14 protein-coding genes are annotated in these 19,361 nt (G+C 45.1%); 7 read left to right on the forward strand and 7 right to left on the reverse strand.

Features of this window, described 5'->3' with window-relative positions; translation table 11 throughout:
* The first annotated feature begins 204 nt into the window (after positions 1-204).
* Positions 205-3,795: a UvrD-helicase domain-containing protein gene (locus ABK01_RS01955; protein ID WP_253676055.1), complete on the forward strand. Its 3,591-nt coding sequence runs from the start codon at positions 205-207 to the stop codon at positions 3,793-3,795.
* A gap of 89 nt (positions 3,796-3,884) precedes the next feature.
* Here the strand turns inward: ABK01_RS01955 and ABK01_RS01960 are convergent, their stop codons facing one another.
* Positions 3,885-5,981, reverse strand: a complete 2,097-nt coding sequence (locus ABK01_RS01960; protein ID WP_253676056.1) for a methyl-accepting chemotaxis protein — start codon at positions 5,979-5,981, stop codon at positions 3,885-3,887.
* A gap of 159 nt (positions 5,982-6,140) precedes the next feature.
* Between ABK01_RS01960 and ABK01_RS01965 the strand changes: the two genes are divergently transcribed.
* Positions 6,141-7,277 carry a YibE/F family protein gene (locus ABK01_RS01965; protein ID WP_212565847.1) on the forward strand — a complete coding sequence of 379 codons (1,137 nt, stop codon included), beginning with the start codon at positions 6,141-6,143 and terminating at the stop codon, positions 7,275-7,277.
* Positions 7,278-7,370: 93 nt separating this feature from the next.
* Positions 7,371-9,281: a bifunctional metallophosphatase/5'-nucleotidase gene (locus ABK01_RS01970; RefSeq protein WP_212565848.1), complete on the forward strand. Its 1,911-nt coding sequence runs from the start codon at positions 7,371-7,373 to the stop codon at positions 9,279-9,281.
* A 69-nt stretch (positions 9,282-9,350) separates the two neighbouring features.
* Here the strand turns inward: ABK01_RS01970 and ABK01_RS01975 are convergent, their stop codons facing one another.
* From ABK01_RS01975 to ABK01_RS01990, 4 genes are all read right to left on the reverse strand, one after another.
* Positions 9,351-9,608, reverse strand: a complete 258-nt coding sequence (locus ABK01_RS01975; protein WP_212565849.1) for a SemiSWEET family transporter — start codon at positions 9,606-9,608, stop codon at positions 9,351-9,353.
* 84 nt (positions 9,609-9,692) lie between these two features.
* Positions 9,693-11,132: a potassium/proton antiporter gene (locus tag ABK01_RS01980; RefSeq protein ID WP_212565850.1), complete on the reverse strand. Its 1,440-nt coding sequence runs from the start codon at positions 11,130-11,132 to the stop codon at positions 9,693-9,695.
* Positions 11,133-11,560: 428 nt separating this feature from the next.
* Entirely contained in the window at positions 11,561-11,935 is a 375-nt protein-coding gene (locus ABK01_RS01985) for a type II toxin-antitoxin system VapC family toxin (protein WP_212565851.1), read from the reverse strand.
* Entirely contained in the window at positions 11,922-12,131 is a 210-nt protein-coding gene (locus ABK01_RS01990; protein ID WP_212565852.1) for a hypothetical protein, read from the reverse strand. The genes ABK01_RS01985 and ABK01_RS01990 overlap by 14 nt, the downstream gene beginning before the upstream one ends.
* 1,507 nt (positions 12,132-13,638) lie before the next feature.
* Here ABK01_RS01990 and ABK01_RS01995 point away from each other — a divergent pair.
* From ABK01_RS01995 to ABK01_RS02010, 4 genes are all read left to right on the forward strand, one after another.
* Positions 13,639-14,958, forward strand: a complete 1,320-nt coding sequence (locus ABK01_RS01995; RefSeq protein WP_253676057.1) for an OmpA family protein — start codon at positions 13,639-13,641, stop codon at positions 14,956-14,958.
* 71 nt (positions 14,959-15,029) lie between these two features.
* Positions 15,030-15,956, forward strand: coding sequence for a tetratricopeptide repeat protein (locus tag ABK01_RS02000; RefSeq protein WP_253676059.1), 927 nt, complete (start codon positions 15,030-15,032; stop codon positions 15,954-15,956).
* A gap of 15 nt (positions 15,957-15,971) precedes the next feature.
* Entirely contained in the window at positions 15,972-16,619 is a 648-nt protein-coding gene (locus tag ABK01_RS02005; protein WP_212565857.1) for a helix-turn-helix transcriptional regulator, read from the forward strand.
* 61 nt (positions 16,620-16,680) lie between these two features.
* A complete protein-coding gene (locus tag ABK01_RS02010) occupies positions 16,681-17,388 on the forward strand; it encodes a tRNA 2-thiocytidine biosynthesis TtcA family protein (RefSeq protein ID WP_253676061.1) in 708 nt (235 codons plus the stop codon).
* A 59-nt stretch (positions 17,389-17,447) separates the two neighbouring features.
* On the opposite strand, the gene ABK01_RS02015 is transcribed toward ABK01_RS02010, so the two are convergent.
* Both ABK01_RS02015 and ABK01_RS02020 read right to left on the reverse strand, forming a co-directional pair.
* The gene (locus tag ABK01_RS02015) at positions 17,448-18,143 is read right to left on the reverse strand and encodes a DNA alkylation repair protein (protein ID WP_253676578.1); all 696 of its coding nucleotides are present in this window, start codon (positions 18,141-18,143) and stop codon (positions 17,448-17,450) included.
* 34 nt (positions 18,144-18,177) lie between these two features.
* Positions 18,178-19,353: a TraB/GumN family protein gene (locus ABK01_RS02020; RefSeq protein WP_253676062.1), complete on the reverse strand. Its 1,176-nt coding sequence runs from the start codon at positions 19,351-19,353 to the stop codon at positions 18,178-18,180.
* Positions 19,354-19,361 lie beyond the last annotated feature (8 nt).

The following is a 19,361-nucleotide window of genomic DNA, read 5'->3' on the forward strand; positions in this document are numbered from 1 at the left end:
TATGGAATGCTTAATTAGGAATAGTGGCGTGCCGGTTTACGCATTCGCGAAAACCGTCGGGCTTTCCGCTTGTAGCTTTTTGCCATTACTGAAAAGTTCCGGGCAGTGTTATTACGTTTCGCTTCATAAACTGCTGCTGCTTAAACCAACGGCAAAAAAGCTATCGCTGCAATCCCTCACGCAAAGAACACACGGGCAGAAACCATGATAGACATTTGCAAAGATTTAAACGAACATCAAAAACAGGCAGTAAAAACGGATGAAAATGCCGTTGTGGCGGCGGGCGCGGGTGCGGGCAAGACGAAGGTTCTGGCAAGCCGCTATGTGTACCTGATTACCGAAAAAAACTATCAGGTTGAACATATCCTTGCCCTCACCTTTACGGACAAGGCGGCGGCGGAAATGCACCGGCGTATCTATCGGGAGCTACAAAAGATGTATGCGGGAACCGATGATGCAACACAGCGAAACCGCGCCGGCGCTGCCTTGGATTCTTTTTTTAAGGCGCAAATTATGACTATCGATGCATTCTGTCATAAGATTGCCGTAACCGCATGCCGGCGCTTCGGCATCAGTCCGGATTTCACTATCGACCTTACCGAATCGAAACGGCTCGCCTATAACCTTTCGCTTGATTTTTTCCTTGAACACCGCGCGGACACAAACCTGCAATATCTGCTCGGCGATAAACCGATTACCGATTTTATCAACGACTTCTTTGTCAAAATATTAAACGATTATGTTACGGTCTCCCGCCCGATTGATTTTTCTGAGGCCTTGCAGAATCAGCTGGCCGCTGCCGAAGTATTATTTACCGGCTATCGCAAACAAGCCGAACGCATTCTCGGAGATATTGCCGCTCATCTTGAAGGAACCGATAACTACATCAGTGCAGTAAAAGAAGCATACGCGCAACTCCCCGAATTCCCACTTACGCTGCAAGACCCGCAGAGCCCTGTCTTTCTTGAACGGCTGAAAGCGATTTGCAGCGTTAAAAAAACGATGGGTTCAAAAAAGGATGAGGACGTAAAAGCGTGCAAGGCGCTCTGCGGTGAACTGAGCGAAAGCTCCGGCCGCTTGCAAAGTCTGTATCATTTTTATGCACACAAAGAGCAGATGCAAAAGATATACGCGCTTTGTAGTGTTTTGCAGGAACGGTTCATTGCCGAAAAAAAGCGGAGGAGCATACTGCATTTCGGCGACATTGCGCAGCTTGCCGTTGACGCGCTCACCACCGATCCCGACTTGCGGCTCTTTTATAAAAAGCAAACCCATCGGATTATGATCGATGAGTTTCAGGATAATAACAGCTTGCAGCGCGACCTTTTGTTCCTGCTTGCGGAAAAGGAAGCACGCACAGACCTATCGATACCCAAGCCGGATGAACTGGTGCCGGATAAACTTTTCTTTGTCGGGGACGAAAAACAATCGATCTATGCGTTTCGAGGCGCCGATGTTTCGGTATTCCGCACGCTGTCGCAAGACTTACGGCAAGGAGGCGGCTCCGCTTCGATTAACCTGCAAACGAATTACCGCACTGAACCTGAACTGCTCAACTTTTTTAACAGCGTATTTATGCGGGTCTTTTATTCGGAAACCAATCTGCCCCTTATCGGTACCGTGCCTGCGTTTGAAGCGGAATTTATTCCCATCCTCAGCAGGGAGGCGGTTCCCCATTTAGCGCCTCAGACGGATATCTTCTTTATCGACAAAAAACGCTTTCCGAAAGGAACCGACACCGACACCGCCTTCCTCAAACCGATTGAATGCGAGGCGTATACGCTTGCGCAAAAAATAGCCGCGCTCCATGACGAACACTACCTTGTATACGACGATGCCTCACAGTCTACCCGTCCCTGTACGTGGTCGGATTTTGCCGTGCTGCTGCGCGCTTCGACACATCAAGCAGTCTACGAGCGGTTTTTCCGTGCATTTAAAATCCCGTACATTTCCGTACAGCAAAAAGGATTGTTCCACGACGCGCCGCTCAACGATATCTGCGCCTTGCTCCGCCTAGCGGTGTACCCGCATGACAGAGCCGTGTATGCCCAAGTACTCCGCTCGCCGTTTGTCCGCCTCAGCGACCGCTCTTTTACCCGATTGATGCTGCACAGCCTTGAGTATGCCCCCCAACCTTTTGATCCCTCCGCTGCCGAAGAACTGGACGCAGAAGACCGGCAGTATTTCTTAAATGCCTGCGCCCTTTTTGAGCGGCTCCAAGGCTCTATCAAAAAAAAGAGTAATGCCGAATTGATTACCGCACTGTGGTATGACGAAGGGTACCGGTACATATTGCTTACGGAGCCGCGCTACCACCGCTATCTGGAACTATATGATTATCTTTTTGCGCTTGCGGTAAAAGCGGATGCTGCGGGACAGAGCCTTTCGGCTTTTATCGACACGCTGATTTCGTATATTCACGCGGAAGAGCGGGTTGAAGATATGGAAATTCCGCTCGAACACGGCGGCGACGCGGTTAAGATTATGACGGTGCATAAGAGCAAGGGGTTGGAATTCCCGATTGTCTGTATTCCCGACTGCGGCAATGCGGGGAAGTCTGAAACAAAAGAAGGAATGGTCTTTTTGCACAAGGATTTGGGACCGGTCATCCATTTGCCGCCGGAGACAAAGAGCGATCCGTCCGCCAATATCTTTTTTGAGGAGCTGCGGCAGGAAGCGAACGCCAAACATCTTGCCGAAACAAAGCGGCTCCTTTACGTTGCCGTTACGCGAGCTAAGGTACGCCTCGTAATGAGCGGCGTGCAGGAAACCGGCTGCGACACTGAGGGACTACCGGAAACGCCCCGCAGTTTGGACGAAATCCGCCAACAACTGGTACAGCCTCAGAAGGAAGAAAATAACCGAAGTTTTTTTCAGCTCCTCTTACCGGCATTATCCGACAATATGGGGTGTGTGCATTTTACGGAAGTGTTACCGCTCCCCGCCTCGACTGTACAGTACACCGCGGAAAACCGGCAGCGCTTCAATCTTGATAAAACCCGTGCGCTATACCGGCAGGCTGCGGAAAAAAACTTCCCGCTTGCGGAACCGCGCGTCATCCCTGCAACTCAATTTGAAAAAGACCGGCAGTGGCTTCATTTAAGCGAAGCGCCGCTCCCAACGATCTCAAATCAGGAATCGCAAAATAGAGAAGAGTTACAAACTATGACCCATTCGCAAACTATGAAACATCTCGAAGACGCCGAAAACATCGGAACCGTCCGCAATGCCGAAGATACGGAAAAAGACACCGCATTCTCCGCCGATGCCTCATCCGTAACCAATGCCGCTTCCGCGGCGAAAACAGCGGACGGTAATACCGGCGCCGAGTCGGCGGAAGATGAGCTTTCCTCTACGGAGTTCGGAACCTTGGTACACAAAGCAATGGAAGCTCGTTTTTTAGATCGTCCGTGTATATTGCCTGCAAAGTACGCCCGGGAAGTGGAAAAACTTTGCGCTGCTTTCTTGTCATCGCCGCTCGGACAAAAGGCTTCAGAGGCTTCATTCAGAAAAACCGAATACGGCTTTTTAACCCTCTACGAAGGAAAGCTCATCATCGGGCAAATCGATCTACTCTTTGAATATGAGGATACCGCATATATCATCGATTATAAAACCGACCAAAAAATCTATCCTGAACAACATCGGAGGCAGCTTTTAATCTACAAAGCTGCCGTAGAAAATTTTTATAAAATGGAAGGGTTCGGTCAAGACACCGGCGGACAACAGTCGCCCAAATCGGTTAAAGCCTACATTTTCTATCTCCGCAGCAAAACTGCGGTAGAGGTGGTGTAGGGCTAGCATCCGTCTTGTTATTATAATAAAAGCAAGACGACAGAAGCGTAATGCATTATCAGTGTTTCCTTAGATTCTTAGGATAACCCCTAATGAGTTTTAAACTTATTCACTTCTTCTACTAGATTATCGATACTCTGTTTGTTTTTTTGCGTAATCTCGTTTACTTCCTGCATGGTATTGTTAATCTGCACCGCGCCCGCCGCCATTTCGTTCATGCTGTCAGTTATGATGCGGGTAAGATTATCAAGCTTTCGCATTTCCTGAGCGACCCCTTCACCGCCTTTCAGCATTTCTTCGGAGCCGGCTTGTACTTCCGCTGTTACCGTGTTGATGTTTTTAATAGCGGTTAAAACTTCTTTGCTGCCGTGCCCCTGTTCCTTCATCGATTCCGTTAGGCTGGCGCTCATTTCTTTAACTTGCTGAGCAAGGTTGAATATTGCATTGAACTTATCTTCTACCGTCTTTGATGAAGCGGAAAGCGTTTCTATTTCCGCTGAGAGCATTTTTAAGGTTGCGGTAATTGTCTTTCCTTGTGTTGCGGAATCTTCAGCAAGCTTGCGAATTTCATCGGCGACGACAGCAAAGCCTTTTCCAGCCTCTCCTGCATGCGCTGCTTCGATAGCAGCATTCATTGCGAGTAAGTTGGTTTGCGATGCAATGTGCTGAATAACGCTCGAAGCTTCTATCAGTGAACCTGATTCTTCCGCAATCTTCTGAGTTACGGTATTTGATGTTACAAGTGTTGCTTTGCCGTCGCCTGTCGCTGTTGTAAGGTCTTTAATAGCGTTGTCGGTTTTAGCAAGCGTCTGTGTGATGGAGGCAATATTTGCGACCATTTCTTCGATAGAGGACGAAGACTGAGCAACACTCGCTGCCTGCATTTCAATACCTATATTCAATTGTTTGATAGTGCGAACAATTTCTTCAACGGTTGCAGCGGTTTCAGTAACGCTTGCTGCTTGAGTCATTGCCTGTTGTTTTACGCTGTCGATATTCGTACTGATTTGATGCACCGCGCTCGCCGTTTCGGTCATATTGGTAGAGAGCTCGTTTCCGATTTCTTCCATTTCATTGCAATTTACGCCTATCGATTTGATCGCGTTTCTTATTTTTGCAATCGTCTCATTAAAATATTCGGATAAGTCTGTTACCTCATCATTCCCCGTTACAGGAAGGTTTATGGTTAAATCACCTTCTCCCTGTGCGATGTTTTTTAAAGCCGAAACCGTTCGTTTAACCGGTTTTATCATTCCTCGGGCTACTAAATAGACAATGATAACAGATCCTGCAAAAATACCAAATCCGATTAAAATCAGACTGAGCCGGAGTGTATTGACGGTTTCCATAAATTCATGTACGGGCGCACATACAATAGTAGTCCATGCGGCTGATTTCAGTTTCGTATAAGCTGCAATTTTAGGAACCCCTTCGTACTCATAATAGCCGATGCCGGGTTGCGAAGAAGCGATAGCATTCCGTTCAAATCTTCCGCAAGAATCTAATTCCATATTGCTCTGTCCTTCCTGACTGGGATTGAGCATACTTGTTACTGCATCAATATCCTGATCGGCAATCGTTGCTCCCGTCGGCCCTATGATGTAGCAATTGCCGCTTTTGCCGATGGTAATATCTTTGATATTATCTCTGAACCATAGACCGGAAATATCGGCTGATAAAACACCCGTGATGCGTTGCTCCTCATCATAAAGCGGAATCGAAAACGTACTGATCAGCTTTTGAGTTGTTTTTGAAATCAGTAAGTCGGAAACAAAATGTTCCCCTTTCATTGAAGCTTTAAACCATGCCCTGTCGCTTACATTTACCGTGCCGCTTTTTGCATAACAAATACCTGCGGTATCGCTGATGTTGAGTTCTTCTATTATATCGTTGCTCATTGTATTTTTCTGCAGTTGTTCTATTTTTTCTTGATAGGAAGCGGTTGAATCATACAGTATTGGGATATGAGATAACCCTTCTAAAAATTGAAAAAAAGCACTGATTTTTGCGTCGATAATTTCCGCTTCATCCAAAGCTTTATCGACAAGCTGCACTTCCAATTTTTCAATTACGGCTTTCCGTGCAAAGCCGATTGCCAGTGCACCTTCCGTCAGCGAGGCAGCTGCAATTAAAAGCCCGAAAATGATAATCAACTTATTGCTGATTGAAAAACGTTTTTTTACCATGCTCTGTATCCTGCTTTAAATAATTTTGAGTTGAGCGGTATGTATATCATATTTTATATCTTTTGAAAATAGGGAGAAAACTATAGGGAGAAAACTATTGACATAGAGAAAAAATGTTGACGGGTGGGGGAATCTCGCGATATAATTCTACCATAGAGTATGCAAGAAAAAGTATTTGCAGGGACAGTGCTGGTGATTACAGCGCTTCTCTGTTTTGGTATGCCGAAAATTTCAAATAAACTCAAGCCGGAATCTCCGTTTATCCAAGAGTTTGCTGAGGGGATTGTGATGGAGATTTTGGAAGAAGACCTTTCTCCCGATCCTGTCGTGCAAGGCAGATATCGCGGTACGCAAAAACTTCGCGTTAAAATTCTCGAAGGGAAATATAAAAACCAAGTATTTGAAGTGTATAACACGCTGAGCAGCTTGCACAGCAATTTTGCCTATAGGGGCTTAAAGGCGGTGTTCACGCTGCGGGAGAGCGGCGGGAAAACGGCCGTGTGGCTCTATAACCTCAAACGCGACATCTATGTTTTTGTGCTGGTGGGGTTGTTCTTTGCTGCACTGATTCTCCTCGGTAGGGGACAGGGCTTAAAATCCGCACTTGGACTCATTTTTACCTGTGTGCTCATCGTTACCGTACTGATCCCCGCCCTGTTTGCAGGGTTCCCGCCCGTGCCGGTTTCTATCGGGCTTGTTTCCGTTATGACCATCGTCAGCTTTATTTTGATAGGCGGCTTTACGCGCAAAACCTATACGGCCATCGCAGGCACCGTCGCCGGCATTACCATTGCGGGCATTATCTCGGTAATCGTGTCCTTCGCGGCGCAGCTTTCCGGCGTTAATATGGAAGGCGGCGAGCAGCTACTCAACTTAGCGCCCGACTACAATCTCAAGCTGGATGGGCTATTGTTCACCTCAATTTTGATTGCCTCGCTCGGCGCCGTGATGGATGTCAGCATGTCGATTGCGTCTTCCATGCAGGAAATTTTAGCCGCCAATCCGCGCCTCACTAAAAAAGAGCTGTTTCAGTCTGGGCTGACGGTGGGTAAAGATATTACCGGCACGATGAGTAACACGCTCATTTTAGCCTTTGCCGGCTCGTCGCTGCCGCTGGTGATGATGATTTGGGGCTACGGCATGAGCTTTACGCAGTTTATCAATATACCGCGCATCGTCATAGAAATTATGCACGGCATTTCCGGCAGCATCGGCATTATCGCCGCGGTTCCGTGTACGGCGTTGGTTGCGCTTTTTATACTGCGGATACCGGCTGCAAATGAAATGAGAAAATAGGCGGAGAATATCCGTTCTATAGATAAGAAGGAAGTTCCTGCAGCCCAATGTAGTTGTGGTGGACTTGCTTAAAAAATGTGAAGGAGTATGCACATGATCAAGAAAAGAATGCTCGGCTTTATAGCCGCACTGGTTTTTGTTTTTTCGCTGACAGCCTGCGTCGAAACAAATTCTGCATCACGAAGCACGGAACAGACCGCTGCACGTACCGCAAAGGCACGCGGAAAGCAATCTGATGAGGTAAAACTTACCCACAAGATTATCCAAAAGGGACAACCGGGCGCGGATGCCGTTACCCTTACCTTCGGCGTAACAGGCGACGTACACGGACGGCTCTATGCGTACGATTACGCAGTGTGCGAAGAAACACCGGCAGCAGGTTTTGTAAAAACTTACGTGCTTGCACAGGAACTTCGCACACAGAATCCCAACACCGTTTTAATCGACGTTGGCGACACGGTGCAAGATAACAGCGCCGACCTGTTTAACGACCTTGACACCCACCCGATGATTCAAGCGCTCAATTACATGAACTACGATATTTGGGTATTGGGTAACCACGAATTCAATTTTGAAAAAGAATTCCTTGCCCGTAATATCCGCCACTTTAACGGTTCGGTATTAAGCGCCAATATCAAAAACACCAAGGATGGCAGCAATTTTGTACTGCCCTATCAGCTGTTTGATATTGAAGGAGTCCGCGTGGCCGTTATCGGTATGGTGCCGCCCCATATCCCGATGTGGGAAGCTGCCGCCCCCTCTCACTTTAAGGGACTGGAGTTTGAAGACCCGATTGCCGTTGCGCGCGAAACCGTCGACTCCTTAAAAGGGCAATACGATGTCTTAATCGGCGCCTTCCACCTTGGACGTAACGGTGAATACGGCACCAACAGCGGCGTTATCGAAATGGCGAAGCAAATCCCTGAGTTCGATTTAATCTTCGGCGGGCATGAACACGCTCGGTATGCCACCCTTATAGACGGCCAGAACGGTGATAAAACATGGATCATTGAGCCGGGCTGCTACGGTTGGGCTTTGGCCGTTGGCGAAGTACAGGTTAAAAAGGATAACGGCGCATGGAAGGTTGTTTCCGTAAAAGCGGAAAACCGCGAAACTGCCAAAATCGCTGCCGATAAAGCGATGGAAAAAGAGTTTGAATTTGTGCATGACAAATCTGTTGCGGATGCAAACCTCATCGTCGGAAAGGTTACCGCTGATTTTATCCCGCGCGTAGACTACATTACCGGAAAAGACAAGGTTACCACCATGCCTACCATTCAGCTGGAAGATACCGCCCTTATCGACTTAATCAATGATGTGCAGCTGTATTACACGAAGGCTGATGTTGCTGCTGCGGCCGCCTTCCGCTTTGACATGAATTTAAAGAAAGGAGATTTTAAGAAAAAAGATGTCGCCTTTATCTATAAATATTCCAATACGCTGATGGGCGTTAATATGACCGGCGAGAACCTCTTAAAATACATGGAGTGGTCGGCATCATATTATAACACTGCAAAGGAAGGCGACGTAACGATTTCGTTCAACCCCAATGTTCGCGGTTACAACTACGATATGTTTGAAGGTATCGACTACGACATCGATATTTCAAAAGAGGCTGGGAATAGAATCGCAAACGCGAAGATAAAAGGGGAAGCCCTTGATCCTAAAAAGGTGTATAAGGTTGCTGTCAACAACTACCGCTTTGGTACGCTGCAAAGTTTGAAGCTTGCAACGCCTAAAGACGTGTATTACGATTCGTATGAAGTGATGCAGGACGCCGGACGCATACGTGATTTAATCGGCGCGTATGTAAAGGATGTTGATAAGGGAGTTATTACTCCCAAGGTTAGCTACAACTGGAAGCTCATCGGCTTTGATCCGAATGTTGCCGGACGGGATAAGATTTTTGATGAGATTAGGGCTGGAACTATTAAGATTCCGACCTCTTCAGACGGTAGAACCCCGAACATTAAATCCATCAATATTCATGAATTGAAGAAGTAGGAAAAGTATAATTTGCGGGTTTCTAATAAGTTCTGTATATCTATAGACTTATTAGAAACTCGCGGGCGCCTAAAGAGCGGTAATTGCTGCTATCAAACCGAAAATAACGCCCGGTGCATTTGCTGCTGCGAGCGGATAATCTCTTTTATCTTTCAGCAATGCGTATAAAACCCATATCGTACAGTTGACAGCTGCTGCCAAAGGTTGAAGAAAAACGGTTTTATTTCCGTGTAAGTTATCCATAATCTGAGGGATATAAGATATGTACATGGTAACCGACAATGCCGTTCCTATCCATCCAAGAATTTTCAATTTATTTTCGCTCATTGTGACTCCTCTTGTATTAGTCCGGAATTAATGGATTTACTATATCTGTTTTATCGGTATTGAGCAATATTCACGCCCTATATCTCACTCGCTCGGTTCGTTAAGCTTTTCCGTAATTTCCTTTATTTTTGCCGAATGAGCGAGTACATAGAGAATATCGCTTTTTTGAATGACGGTATCGCCTTTAGGAAAGATGATTTTACCATCCCGCACAATTGAACTGATAAGCGTATCTTTATCTAAATGGAGGTTACTGATTTTTTGACCGATACTGCCGGAATGATCTTCAATATAAATATCGAAGATATCGATGTCGCTTGCTTTAAGTGAATACAACTCAACCGAATACAGCGATTCCGGTTTTTTAGGATTGGTAAATTTAAGCAATCGAGCAAGGGGCGCAAGCGTCGTTCCCTGAATAATACAGGAAAGGAAAACGGCAAAAAAGATTGTATTAAAGATAAAGCCGTTTTCATCTAGCCCGTTTGAAAGCGGATAGGTTGCAAGAACAATCGGAACCGCGCCTTTAATGCCGCCCCACATTAAAAAGAATTTTTCCTTCCGGGTATATTGAAACGGGAACGTAGAAACCAACACGGCAAGCGGACGGGCGATAAACATCATAATACCGACAATGATGAGCGCTTCTTTCCAGATATGGACAAACTGATGCGGAAACGATAAAAGTCCCAGCATAATAAAGAGCGTGATATTAAAAATAGTGGAAACACTTTCGAGAAAATTTCCGACACTGCGCTTTGCAGGGAAGGCTGTGTTGCCGATCCAATAGCCCATAAAGAACACCGCGATAATCCCGTTTGCTTGGCAAAGCTCCGCTGCACCGTATCCAAGCAGTACGCATCCGAGCATCAAAACGTTATAATTCCCTCTATTATCCGACTGCAGCCGGTTAAACAACCAGACTGAAATTTGAAAAGCAAAATAACCGATAATAATGCCGCCGACAAACTGCCAAATAAGCTGTGCAACAGCCAGAGCTGGAGATTGAAAAGCCCCTGTCGCGATATGCACAAAGGTAAGGGTAAGCAAGATCGCCATCGGATCGTTCGCTGCGGATTCAACATTGAGCGTTGCGGCAAGGTTATCCTTAATCGGGTTCGACTTGGTAATCATAAAAACACCGGCCGCATCGGTAGAAGAGATAATGGAAGAAATTAGCATCGAATACGCTAAATCGAATTCAAGGACAAAGTGAATTAGAAAGCCGAGTGTCGCCGAAGTCAGTGCAACGCCGAGAATCGCAAGCGTCATCGATGGTCCTGCAACTTTGTGAAACGTCTCCTTTGTAATACAAAAACCACCGTCAAAAATAATAAAAATCAACAGGATATCTGCAATTTTTTTGGTTAAAAGCGCATTGTCAAAATAGAACAAATTTAAGACATCACTTCCGGCAAGGACACCGATAAGAATAAAACCGATAAGGAGCGGCAGTCCGAATTTATCACTGATTTTGGTTGACAGCATGGCCAAAATGATAAGAAAGGAAACAAACAGAATCATAGGAACCTCAAAGTTGTAGCTATGCCGATTGTACCGATTTTAGCAGTAAAATCAACAGAGCCAGACAGAGCAAATGTATCGGACGTTTGCCCGCTTGTTGGAAAAATGGGGCTGTCCAAAAACTGAAAGCCTATCGGTTTTTTCTGTAAGAAAATGATTTATCATATCCGCTAAAGCGTATTGTGTAACAGTTTTTGGATAGTTTCCTTAGATTTAGATGCGATGTTAGGATAAAAACGGTACGTCCTTGTACCGTTTTTATCTTCAAGTTTTCTCATCGAAAACTTGTTATTGTTAAAACCACTGCCATCCATGGTAGATTTAAAAGTTATTACCGTATAAAGACTTAAATTCGCATAGATAGCGAAAAAGCAACCAACTGTTGAGACATCCCCAATGTCAGGTTGAAGAAGAGTGTTAGGTTTTATTTACATAACTGGAATAATTAATTCCAATTGTAATTCTTCTATCTGATTAAATCTTTTATCAGCGGTAATAAGTGGTAGATTATTTACAATTGCGGAAGCTGCAACAATCGCATCGGGAAGTTTTGTTTTATATTTTTTGCGAATTTCGATTGTTTTTTCTTTTACTTCGCCTGTAAGAGAAATTTCTTTACAATCAAGCAGGAGTGATTTTATATTACTTTCTTCTGTAGCTGTTATTCCAGATAAAGACAAGAGTTCCATTTCAGATATAACTGAAAATGCAAGTTTACTCTGTAAAAATGGACTCATGCAAGAATTACCGTCTAGAAGATAAATTAACGCATTTGTATCAGCTACAAAGTCAGTTCCATTCATTTCTCATTTCCTTTTGAATTGAAAGACCATCTTTTTTTAAATTTACAGAACCAAAATATTTTGAGAGATTTGGAGTTTTTTCAGTTTTTACATTCTGATTATATCGATACAAAACAAACTGAATATAGTTTTCAATATCAACAAGACATTCTTGAGGAACTGTTTTTATTTGTTCAACCATTGTTTCATAAGACATAACGACATCCTTTCTGCAACTTACCAATAGTATAACATAAAAAGTCACGTTTTTCTATAAAAAATCCAGACAAGCTTGACTTTGCTGGATTTTTGTCGATATTTCCACGCCCAAAATTCCAAAAACAATCGCAGCTTGCTCTCCTCGATTTGCAAACGGCATGGAATTGATGGCCATAGAAATTGCCCCATTTATCAATAATACATCGCCAATAGTACTCCTTTCATAAAATCCGCCAACGATTTTATATTTTTCTTGGTAAAAAATGTCGGAAGATTTACTTTACTAACAGCAAGTGGCGCTCTGCGCCATCCATCTAACGGGCGGCGGATAAGCTGCAAGAAGCGAGAAGGCCGTAAGGCTTTTGAGTTCCGCCGTCAGCTTAATTCGCGTGTTGGACGCCGCTGTGCGCCGGACGACAAGCGGGTGTTAGATTCTTTTTTTATTATACATTACTTCCCTTTTTTATTTGAATTAAGTTGTTCGCCGCGATTTTCTTGGCTTTGGGCGTGCTGTGATTTGCACCAGCTGTTCCCTTCTTGGGATTTTGCATATTTGATTGATTGCCAGCCGGTTTTACCGTGTTATTTTTGCTAATAGTATTTCTCTAAATGTCTTTAAAAACAACGCTGATTTCAATCTTATCGCTTCCAAGATCAGCTGCTTTTACATCGTAATACATCTTTACACCAGTTTCATATTCCTGTTTAACACCATTGATTACCAATTTTCTACAATTTTACCGTCAGGCAAAGTTGCTTCAAACCTTAAGGAATCGTTTTCTTTTATAGAGCTTCTACTTGTTACATCAGTATAAGGATGTGAATTGTTCCTGCATCGTAGGTTTATTTTCAGCCACTGAAATAGTGCGTTCGTCAAAAATGTACATCCTTGTACATTTTTGCCTGCGAGATTTGCGATAAGCAAATCTCGTTTCTGCATGGAACCACCGCCATCCTGAGGCAGTAGTGAATGCCGAGTTTGCACAAAACCGCTTCAGGATGACGGGCGAATAAAACAGCAACGACGTTTCATAAAAATTATATTTTTGTGAAACTCGCAAGTCAATTTACGCCACGGATGGTGTGAATTGACGATGTCGCTTATTAACATATACGCGTTCAGCGCATCAATGCAGTAGTTTCCAAAGCTCACACTTTGTTCAACTGTTGCATTTTAAGGTGCTATTTGTGTGATGCAAGAATTTGTCGATCTATTCGAAAACGAAAGTTTCAGAGTAGGTCTATTACATTGCCCGTATAGGACTTTGCAATGTCAGATTTGAATTGGGGTAGGTTTTTATTATTCTTTTGTCCAGTCTTCGACTCTTAATCCGTTGCTAAACTTTGAGCAGCAATCTGTGTATCAAGTTGATTTTTATTCTTTATGAGAAAAATACAGATATTTGTATCGAGCAAATACATTAAAAACCTTCCCTATTTGACGATGATAATAAAGACAGCCGATAAGAGCCGGTGCAGTGAACGCTTTGTTAGAGGAGAAATGAGTGAAACGACCGATACTATCTATTGCCTGTGTATTGATTCCGGTTATTGCATTTACGAACGGGAGAATCAGCATTTCGGAGCGCGCCGACTATTCGGTTTACAAAAACGGCGCGTATGCGGGGCTTACCTATCGGGAAGCGTATATCTACCTTGATGAAAAAGCTGCCGTTTATAACGATGAGCCGGCCTATCGATATGAGGGGGAGGCCTTTGTGCTGGAAGAAACCCGCAAGAATATGGTTGGTATGGCAAAAAAACTTGATGAAATTAGACCGATTGCTTTTACACAGTCGGCTCATCCGGCAGTCGGAAACGCGAACCGGTCAGGACTACACCATTCCAGACTGGACTTTACACAAGACTCGGGTTATCCGCTGCTGCGGAACTTTTCGGCAAGCCCCGCACAACAGCTTGACCTGCAAGATATCGGAAAAAAATGGACAGCAGAAAGTGTGATCGTAGTGTGTCCACAGCAAGGAAAAAATGCTACGCGGATTCCGGTATTGGCTGAATATCAATACATCGGCAAAAAGAAATATAATGGAAAGGATACTCATTATGTAAAGGCGGTGTTTGCCGTGCGGTATCACGGTGAAGATCAGTTAGGCGATGCTGATATGCTCCGTTCGGAAGGAAGCAGGACGGCGGATATTTATCTGGATGAGCGGAGCCGCCCGCTCTTTATTCGAGAAAAAATCGATGAAACATTTTTTTACAAGGGTGACGAAACAATCCGGCAGCGCGGCTTTTTGCTGCATTTTTATAACTACGGACAGCATACCGTTTATAACGGCGGCTCCATACCGGCACCGGCATTACTTGGCGACAGTAAGAAACCTGCGAAACCTCCTGTCCGGCAATCTGAGAAAACGCTAAGCGAGACAACACCGCACGTACCGGCAAAACCGGAGAGCTCAAACAAGGAGCGTATAAAAGATAAGGGAGACGGTATTTTTAATGTGCAGGAAACGCCGCGCGGCATACTGCTGAATTTGAAGAATGTAAACTTTGTGGCGGATAAAGCGGAATTATTACACGGAGAAGATAAAAAACTCAATGAGATAGCCGCCATATTAAAAACGCTGACCTTTAAAAACCTTTTTGTTGAAGGCCATACCGCTGATGTCGGCGATAAGAGCACCCAACACGGACTCTCTCTCCGGCGTGCAAAAACAGTTGTCGATGAGCTGACCAAACGCGGCATCCCGGCCGGTGTATTCATCTATAGCGGCGCAGGAGGCACAAAGCCGATTGCGTCGAACAGAACCGAAGCGGAACGCGCACTAAACCGGCGTGTCGAAATCACCGTTATGGAATAAACTATCCCTACCCACTGACATACACAAAAAGATCTCTTTGCGATTTGTTAGTTTAATGCTATAATCACTTTATGTATAAATTATATCGATATGGATTACTATGTATCTGCTTTGCCTTTATGGTGAGCAGCTGTGTTTCTACTTCTTCGGCAAAACGCGATGGGGGAAAAGTTCAAAATTACGGCAAGGATGGTCGGGATATTCTGCTTATCTTTACCGGTTCCGATTGGTCACAAGAAGCGGAAGAGTTTTCAAAAAATATCCTTACCGAATCATGCAAAACGGAATTAGCGAAGGACTATGCCGCCCGTTTTATCGACTTGTTACACAATCCTACTGAAAGTGAACGAAAGACGGCGCAAAAGAATTATCTATTGTTTTCGGAATATGCAGTGCCTGAAGTTCCTTTTGTCGTACTACAAACAGCCGAACGAGATATGTATGCCGCTGCCGTTATAGAAGCTGATATAAAAACAGAAGCTCAGCTGATAGAAAAAATCAAAGCGCTGACTGCACAGCGGACAAGCGTCGTTGAAGCGCGAAAGCGTATCAATACGGCAAAAGGAGCGGAAAAAGCCCGGGCGATCGATGAGTTTTTAAATACGGTCGGCAATGCGGAGGCGCATCGCTATGATTCTTTACGCATGCAAGTCCCCGCACTGGATCCTCATAATAAATCGGGACTCAAAGGAAAGTACGTATTGATGAGCGCCGACATACGGGCAAAGAGCTTTGCGCAGCAGGGGAATTATCTTAAAGCAGGTGATGAGTACAAAGCCGCTGCAGAAACAGGCGATCTTTCTCCCGCCGAATTGCAACTTGCATGGTATTTAACCGCTTATTCCTATTTGATGGCAGGAAGTGCCGATACGGAAACTGTCGTTGGATACCTGCAAAAAGCGATTCAAGCCGATCCACAAAACACCGCGGTGCAGCAGCTCAATCAGGCAATACATAAGTTGCAAAACGATATTCAGTTAAAAAACAATGAAAGATAAAAGGAATTACACGGTATGATGTCCAAACACACCCTTACGCTGCTACAACAAATTGCACATGGTATTGCGATTCACTTCGGTAATAATTGCGAAGTTCTTGTACATGATCTGACGGCTGACTATACTAACAGCTCCATCGTTATCATAGAAAACGGCAATGTTACCATGCGAAAGCTAGGCGACGGCCCGTCTCATGTAGTGCTTGAGGCGCTGCATAGCGATCATAAAACGTTGGAAGATAAACTGAGCTATCTGACCAAAACAAAGGACGGGCGTATTCTTAAATCAAGTAGTATGTTTATCAGAGGCGAAGATAATGCAATCGAGGCGGTGCTCTCGATCAATCTTGATATTACGCCGATGCAGATGGCAGAAAATGTGTTACAGCAGCTTATTTCACCCGTCAGCACTAAAAATGAACCTGAAAATATTCCGCAAAATGTCAACGATTTGTTGGACGAACTTATCGAACAGTCCGTCCGTATTGTGGGTAAGCCTGTTGCGTTAATGAATAAAGAAGACAAAATCGCGGCTATTAAGTTTTTAAATAACTCCGGCGCTTTTTTAATTACAAAATCCGGCGATAAGATTTCAACTCACTTCGGCATTTCCAAGTACACGCTCTACAGTTATATAGATGCCGGTGCAAACGGACATCAATGATTTCAAGCCGCACTTTATACCGGCAGCGGTAATAGGCTGCTTGCACATACGGCTCTTCACTATGGCAAACCCGAAACTGTTTAGAACCATCGATAAGGCTGTTTCCGAATATAACATGATAGAAGCTGGAGACAGGATTTTGATTGCCGCTTCCGGTGGAAAGGATTCGACCGCCCTTACGGAATATTTTGCAGCGCGGCTGCAGCGCCGCCATCCGATTTTTGAAGCCGCCGCGCTCCATATTGCTACGGATATCGGCTCCGAGTTTGCACCTGAATTGGCGGCGCGCTTTAAAAGCTGGGGCATTGATTTAACCGTTAAAACCATTTCGGTACTAGAGCGGCTTAAAACCGGCAAAAAGATGAACTGCTGGTGGTGCTCCAGCCAGCGCCGGTTGGAACTGAGCAAATATGCGCAGGAGCACGGCTTTAATAAAATTGCACTCGGGCACCACTTGGACGACATCCTTGAAACGGCGCTGATGAATGCACTGACAAAGGGAGAGCTTGCAGCGATGCCTCCGGTACTGAAGTTCGATAAATTCCCATTGACCTTTATCCGCCCGCTCTGCCTTGCCGACATTCCGATGATTATCCGGCATGCAGAAATGCAGGGGTATATTTCTTCCACCTGTACATGCAGCTATCAGGATAATTCAGGCAGAAAAACCGCCCGTTCCCGATTGGATAAGCTAACGGGCGGCAACTACGAATTAAAGCGCAAACTCTTCGATGCGTTACGGAATATCAATGTGGCGTACCTACCCTAGCAACATTTGCGATATATTGTTATTGTTCACTTATCGACGGGCGTGTATAGCAGGCTCTTTTACACTTTCAGCGTTCGCAGGTAGTCCTTTATTTCAGGAGAAATCCGGCGGCTCTCTATTGCTTTTTGAATGGTTTTATTGTGGGTAAAGGGTGCAAGTGTTTGCTTTTTGATATAAGGGAGCGCGGCGTCGTACTGTTTAATCAGCGCAAAACTGAAATACCACGCAATCATCATATTGATGTAATACTCATCCGATTTGACAGAGGCAACGAGTTCAAGCATTTCCGGTTTGAAGCGTTCATCTAGATAATTGGACAGCAATAAGCCAATTGCATAACGAACGGTATAGGTGCGGGGCGACCGTATCCAGAGCAAAATTTTTTGATATACCTCATCGGGATATTTTTTAAAGAGCGGCGGTGCAAAGGTATCGCAGGTTGCCCAGTTGTCGATAAACGGTAAAAACCGTTCCGTTTCGGTTATGGCGGTATCAAAGTCTTTGATATTTTCGATGAGGAATGCGTGCAGGTTATTTTCTTCAAAATACCGGTGCGGAAGAGTTTGCATAAAAGCAGCAGACTGCTTCGGTTCTGTTTTAAACAGGTCTTTCGCAAATTTTCGTAAAAGAGGCGTTCGGATCCCAATCATAAGTTTCGGGTCTACGGTAGGGATGAGCTTTGCATTAAAATCCCGATATGCCGTATCTTGCATCGATAAGAGCTTACATTGAATGGTCTCGATCTGTGTTTGCATCATTTCCTCCACGGCAATCGCGCCGGACACTTCCTTATAATAAGCCGCTTACCAGTGCAGGCACTGCGATAAAGTTTCCGATTGCTCCGCCGAGGCTGGATAAAAAGAAGATCAACAGAATGTGCGCAATTTTATTTTTGTACCAGCCCTTGATGCTCGTTACGTCGGTAGTCAGATTTTCCATATCGGCAACTTGAGGCTTGCGAACCCATGCTTGAACAATGCCGGTGAATAAGCCGACGCCGATAAACGGATTAAGGGTTGCAAGCGGGGCGCCCAAAAAGCCGGTTATGATGCTCAACGGATGACCAAGCGCAAGCAGTGTGCCGAATGCGGCAAGGCTTCCGTTCCAGAGTAGCCAGCGCATCAGCAACGCGCTTGACGCTGCAACACCGCCTTTCATGAAACCCGCTGCAATAAGCAGCACAATCAGCGCCGGTAATATCCAGCCCGAAATTTTTGCAAAACCACTCTTCGGCGGTACGTCCGCAATATCGGATACATCGTTCGGCGCTGTCCCGTTTTGGAGTTTTTCGATGTAGGCGGCGGTACCTTCAAGGTGTCCCGCTCCTAAAACCGCAACGGTTTTCTTTCCCGCCGCATTCCATATCTTTGTTGCCAAATAACGGTCGCGCTCGTCGATGAGGGCTTCTTTTACCTGCGGCAAGTATTCCGCCATTTCCGCCATCATGCTGTCCATCTCGCTTTTGTCTTTCAGCGCTTCAATCTCGTCCGCGCTGAGTTTTTCGGTAGAAAAGGCGCTGCTGAGCAGCGTTGCCAAAAGCTTCGATTTTCCCCACAGATTGTTCTTTGCCCATGCCCGTTTGAGCGTGATGTGAATCGGCCTGTCTACAAGTTCGGTTTTAATCGAAAGTTCTTTCGCGGCGGTAATGGCGGCCTTCATTTCATCCCCCGGCTTAACCCCGACATCGGCGCCGATCCGTTTCTGAAAAGCGGCAAGCACTAAATTAGCAAGCAGCAAAAAGCCTTTTCCGCTTTTAAGCACCTCGATAATATCGAGCTCTTGCCAGCGCTTTTCGTCGGTAAGCGCTTTGTACCGTTGTTCATCCAATTCTACGCACACGCAGTCGGGTTGTTCATCATTAATGCACCGTTCAACATCATCAATACTTTCTTTGGAAATATGAGCCGTTCCAAGTAAGATGATTTCTTTATCATTTAAGGTAATACGTTTCAACGTTTGATTCATGAGTTTGT

The sequence above is a fragment of the Treponema sp. OMZ 305 genome (assembly GCF_024181325.1).
Classification (GTDB): domain Bacteria; phylum Spirochaetota; class Spirochaetia; order Treponematales; family Treponemataceae; genus Treponema.

Coding starts and splice junctions, on each gene's coding strand:
- ABK01_RS01955 (WP_253676055.1), top strand. CDS start 205: ATGATAGACATTTGCAAAGATTTAAACGAACATCAAAAACAGGCAGTA.
- ABK01_RS01960 (WP_253676056.1), bottom strand. CDS start 5,981: ATGGTAAAAAAACGTTTTTCAATCAGCAATAAGTTGATTATCATTTTC.
- ABK01_RS01965 (WP_212565847.1), top strand. CDS start 6,141: ATGCAAGAAAAAGTATTTGCAGGGACAGTGCTGGTGATTACAGCGCTT.
- ABK01_RS01970 (WP_212565848.1), top strand. CDS start 7,371: ATGATCAAGAAAAGAATGCTCGGCTTTATAGCCGCACTGGTTTTTGTT.
- ABK01_RS01975 (WP_212565849.1), bottom strand. CDS start 9,608: ATGAGCGAAAATAAATTGAAAATTCTTGGATGGATAGGAACGGCATTG.
- ABK01_RS01980 (WP_212565850.1), bottom strand. CDS start 11,132: ATGATTCTGTTTGTTTCCTTTCTTATCATTTTGGCCATGCTGTCAACC.
- ABK01_RS01985 (WP_212565851.1), bottom strand. CDS start 11,935: ATGAATGGAACTGACTTTGTAGCTGATACAAATGCGTTAATTTATCTT.
- ABK01_RS01990 (WP_212565852.1), bottom strand. CDS start 12,131: ATGTCTTATGAAACAATGGTTGAACAAATAAAAACAGTTCCTCAAGAA.
- ABK01_RS02000 (WP_253676059.1), top strand. CDS start 15,030: ATGTATAAATTATATCGATATGGATTACTATGTATCTGCTTTGCCTTT.
- ABK01_RS02005 (WP_212565857.1), top strand. CDS start 15,972: ATGATGTCCAAACACACCCTTACGCTGCTACAACAAATTGCACATGGT.
- ABK01_RS02010 (WP_253676061.1), top strand. CDS start 16,681: ATGGCAAACCCGAAACTGTTTAGAACCATCGATAAGGCTGTTTCCGAA.
- ABK01_RS02015 (WP_253676578.1), bottom strand. CDS start 18,143: ATGCAAACACAGATCGAGACCATTCAATGTAAGCTCTTATCGATGCAA.
- ABK01_RS02020 (WP_253676062.1), bottom strand. CDS start 19,353: ATGAATCAAACGTTGAAACGTATTACCTTAAATGATAAAGAAATCATC.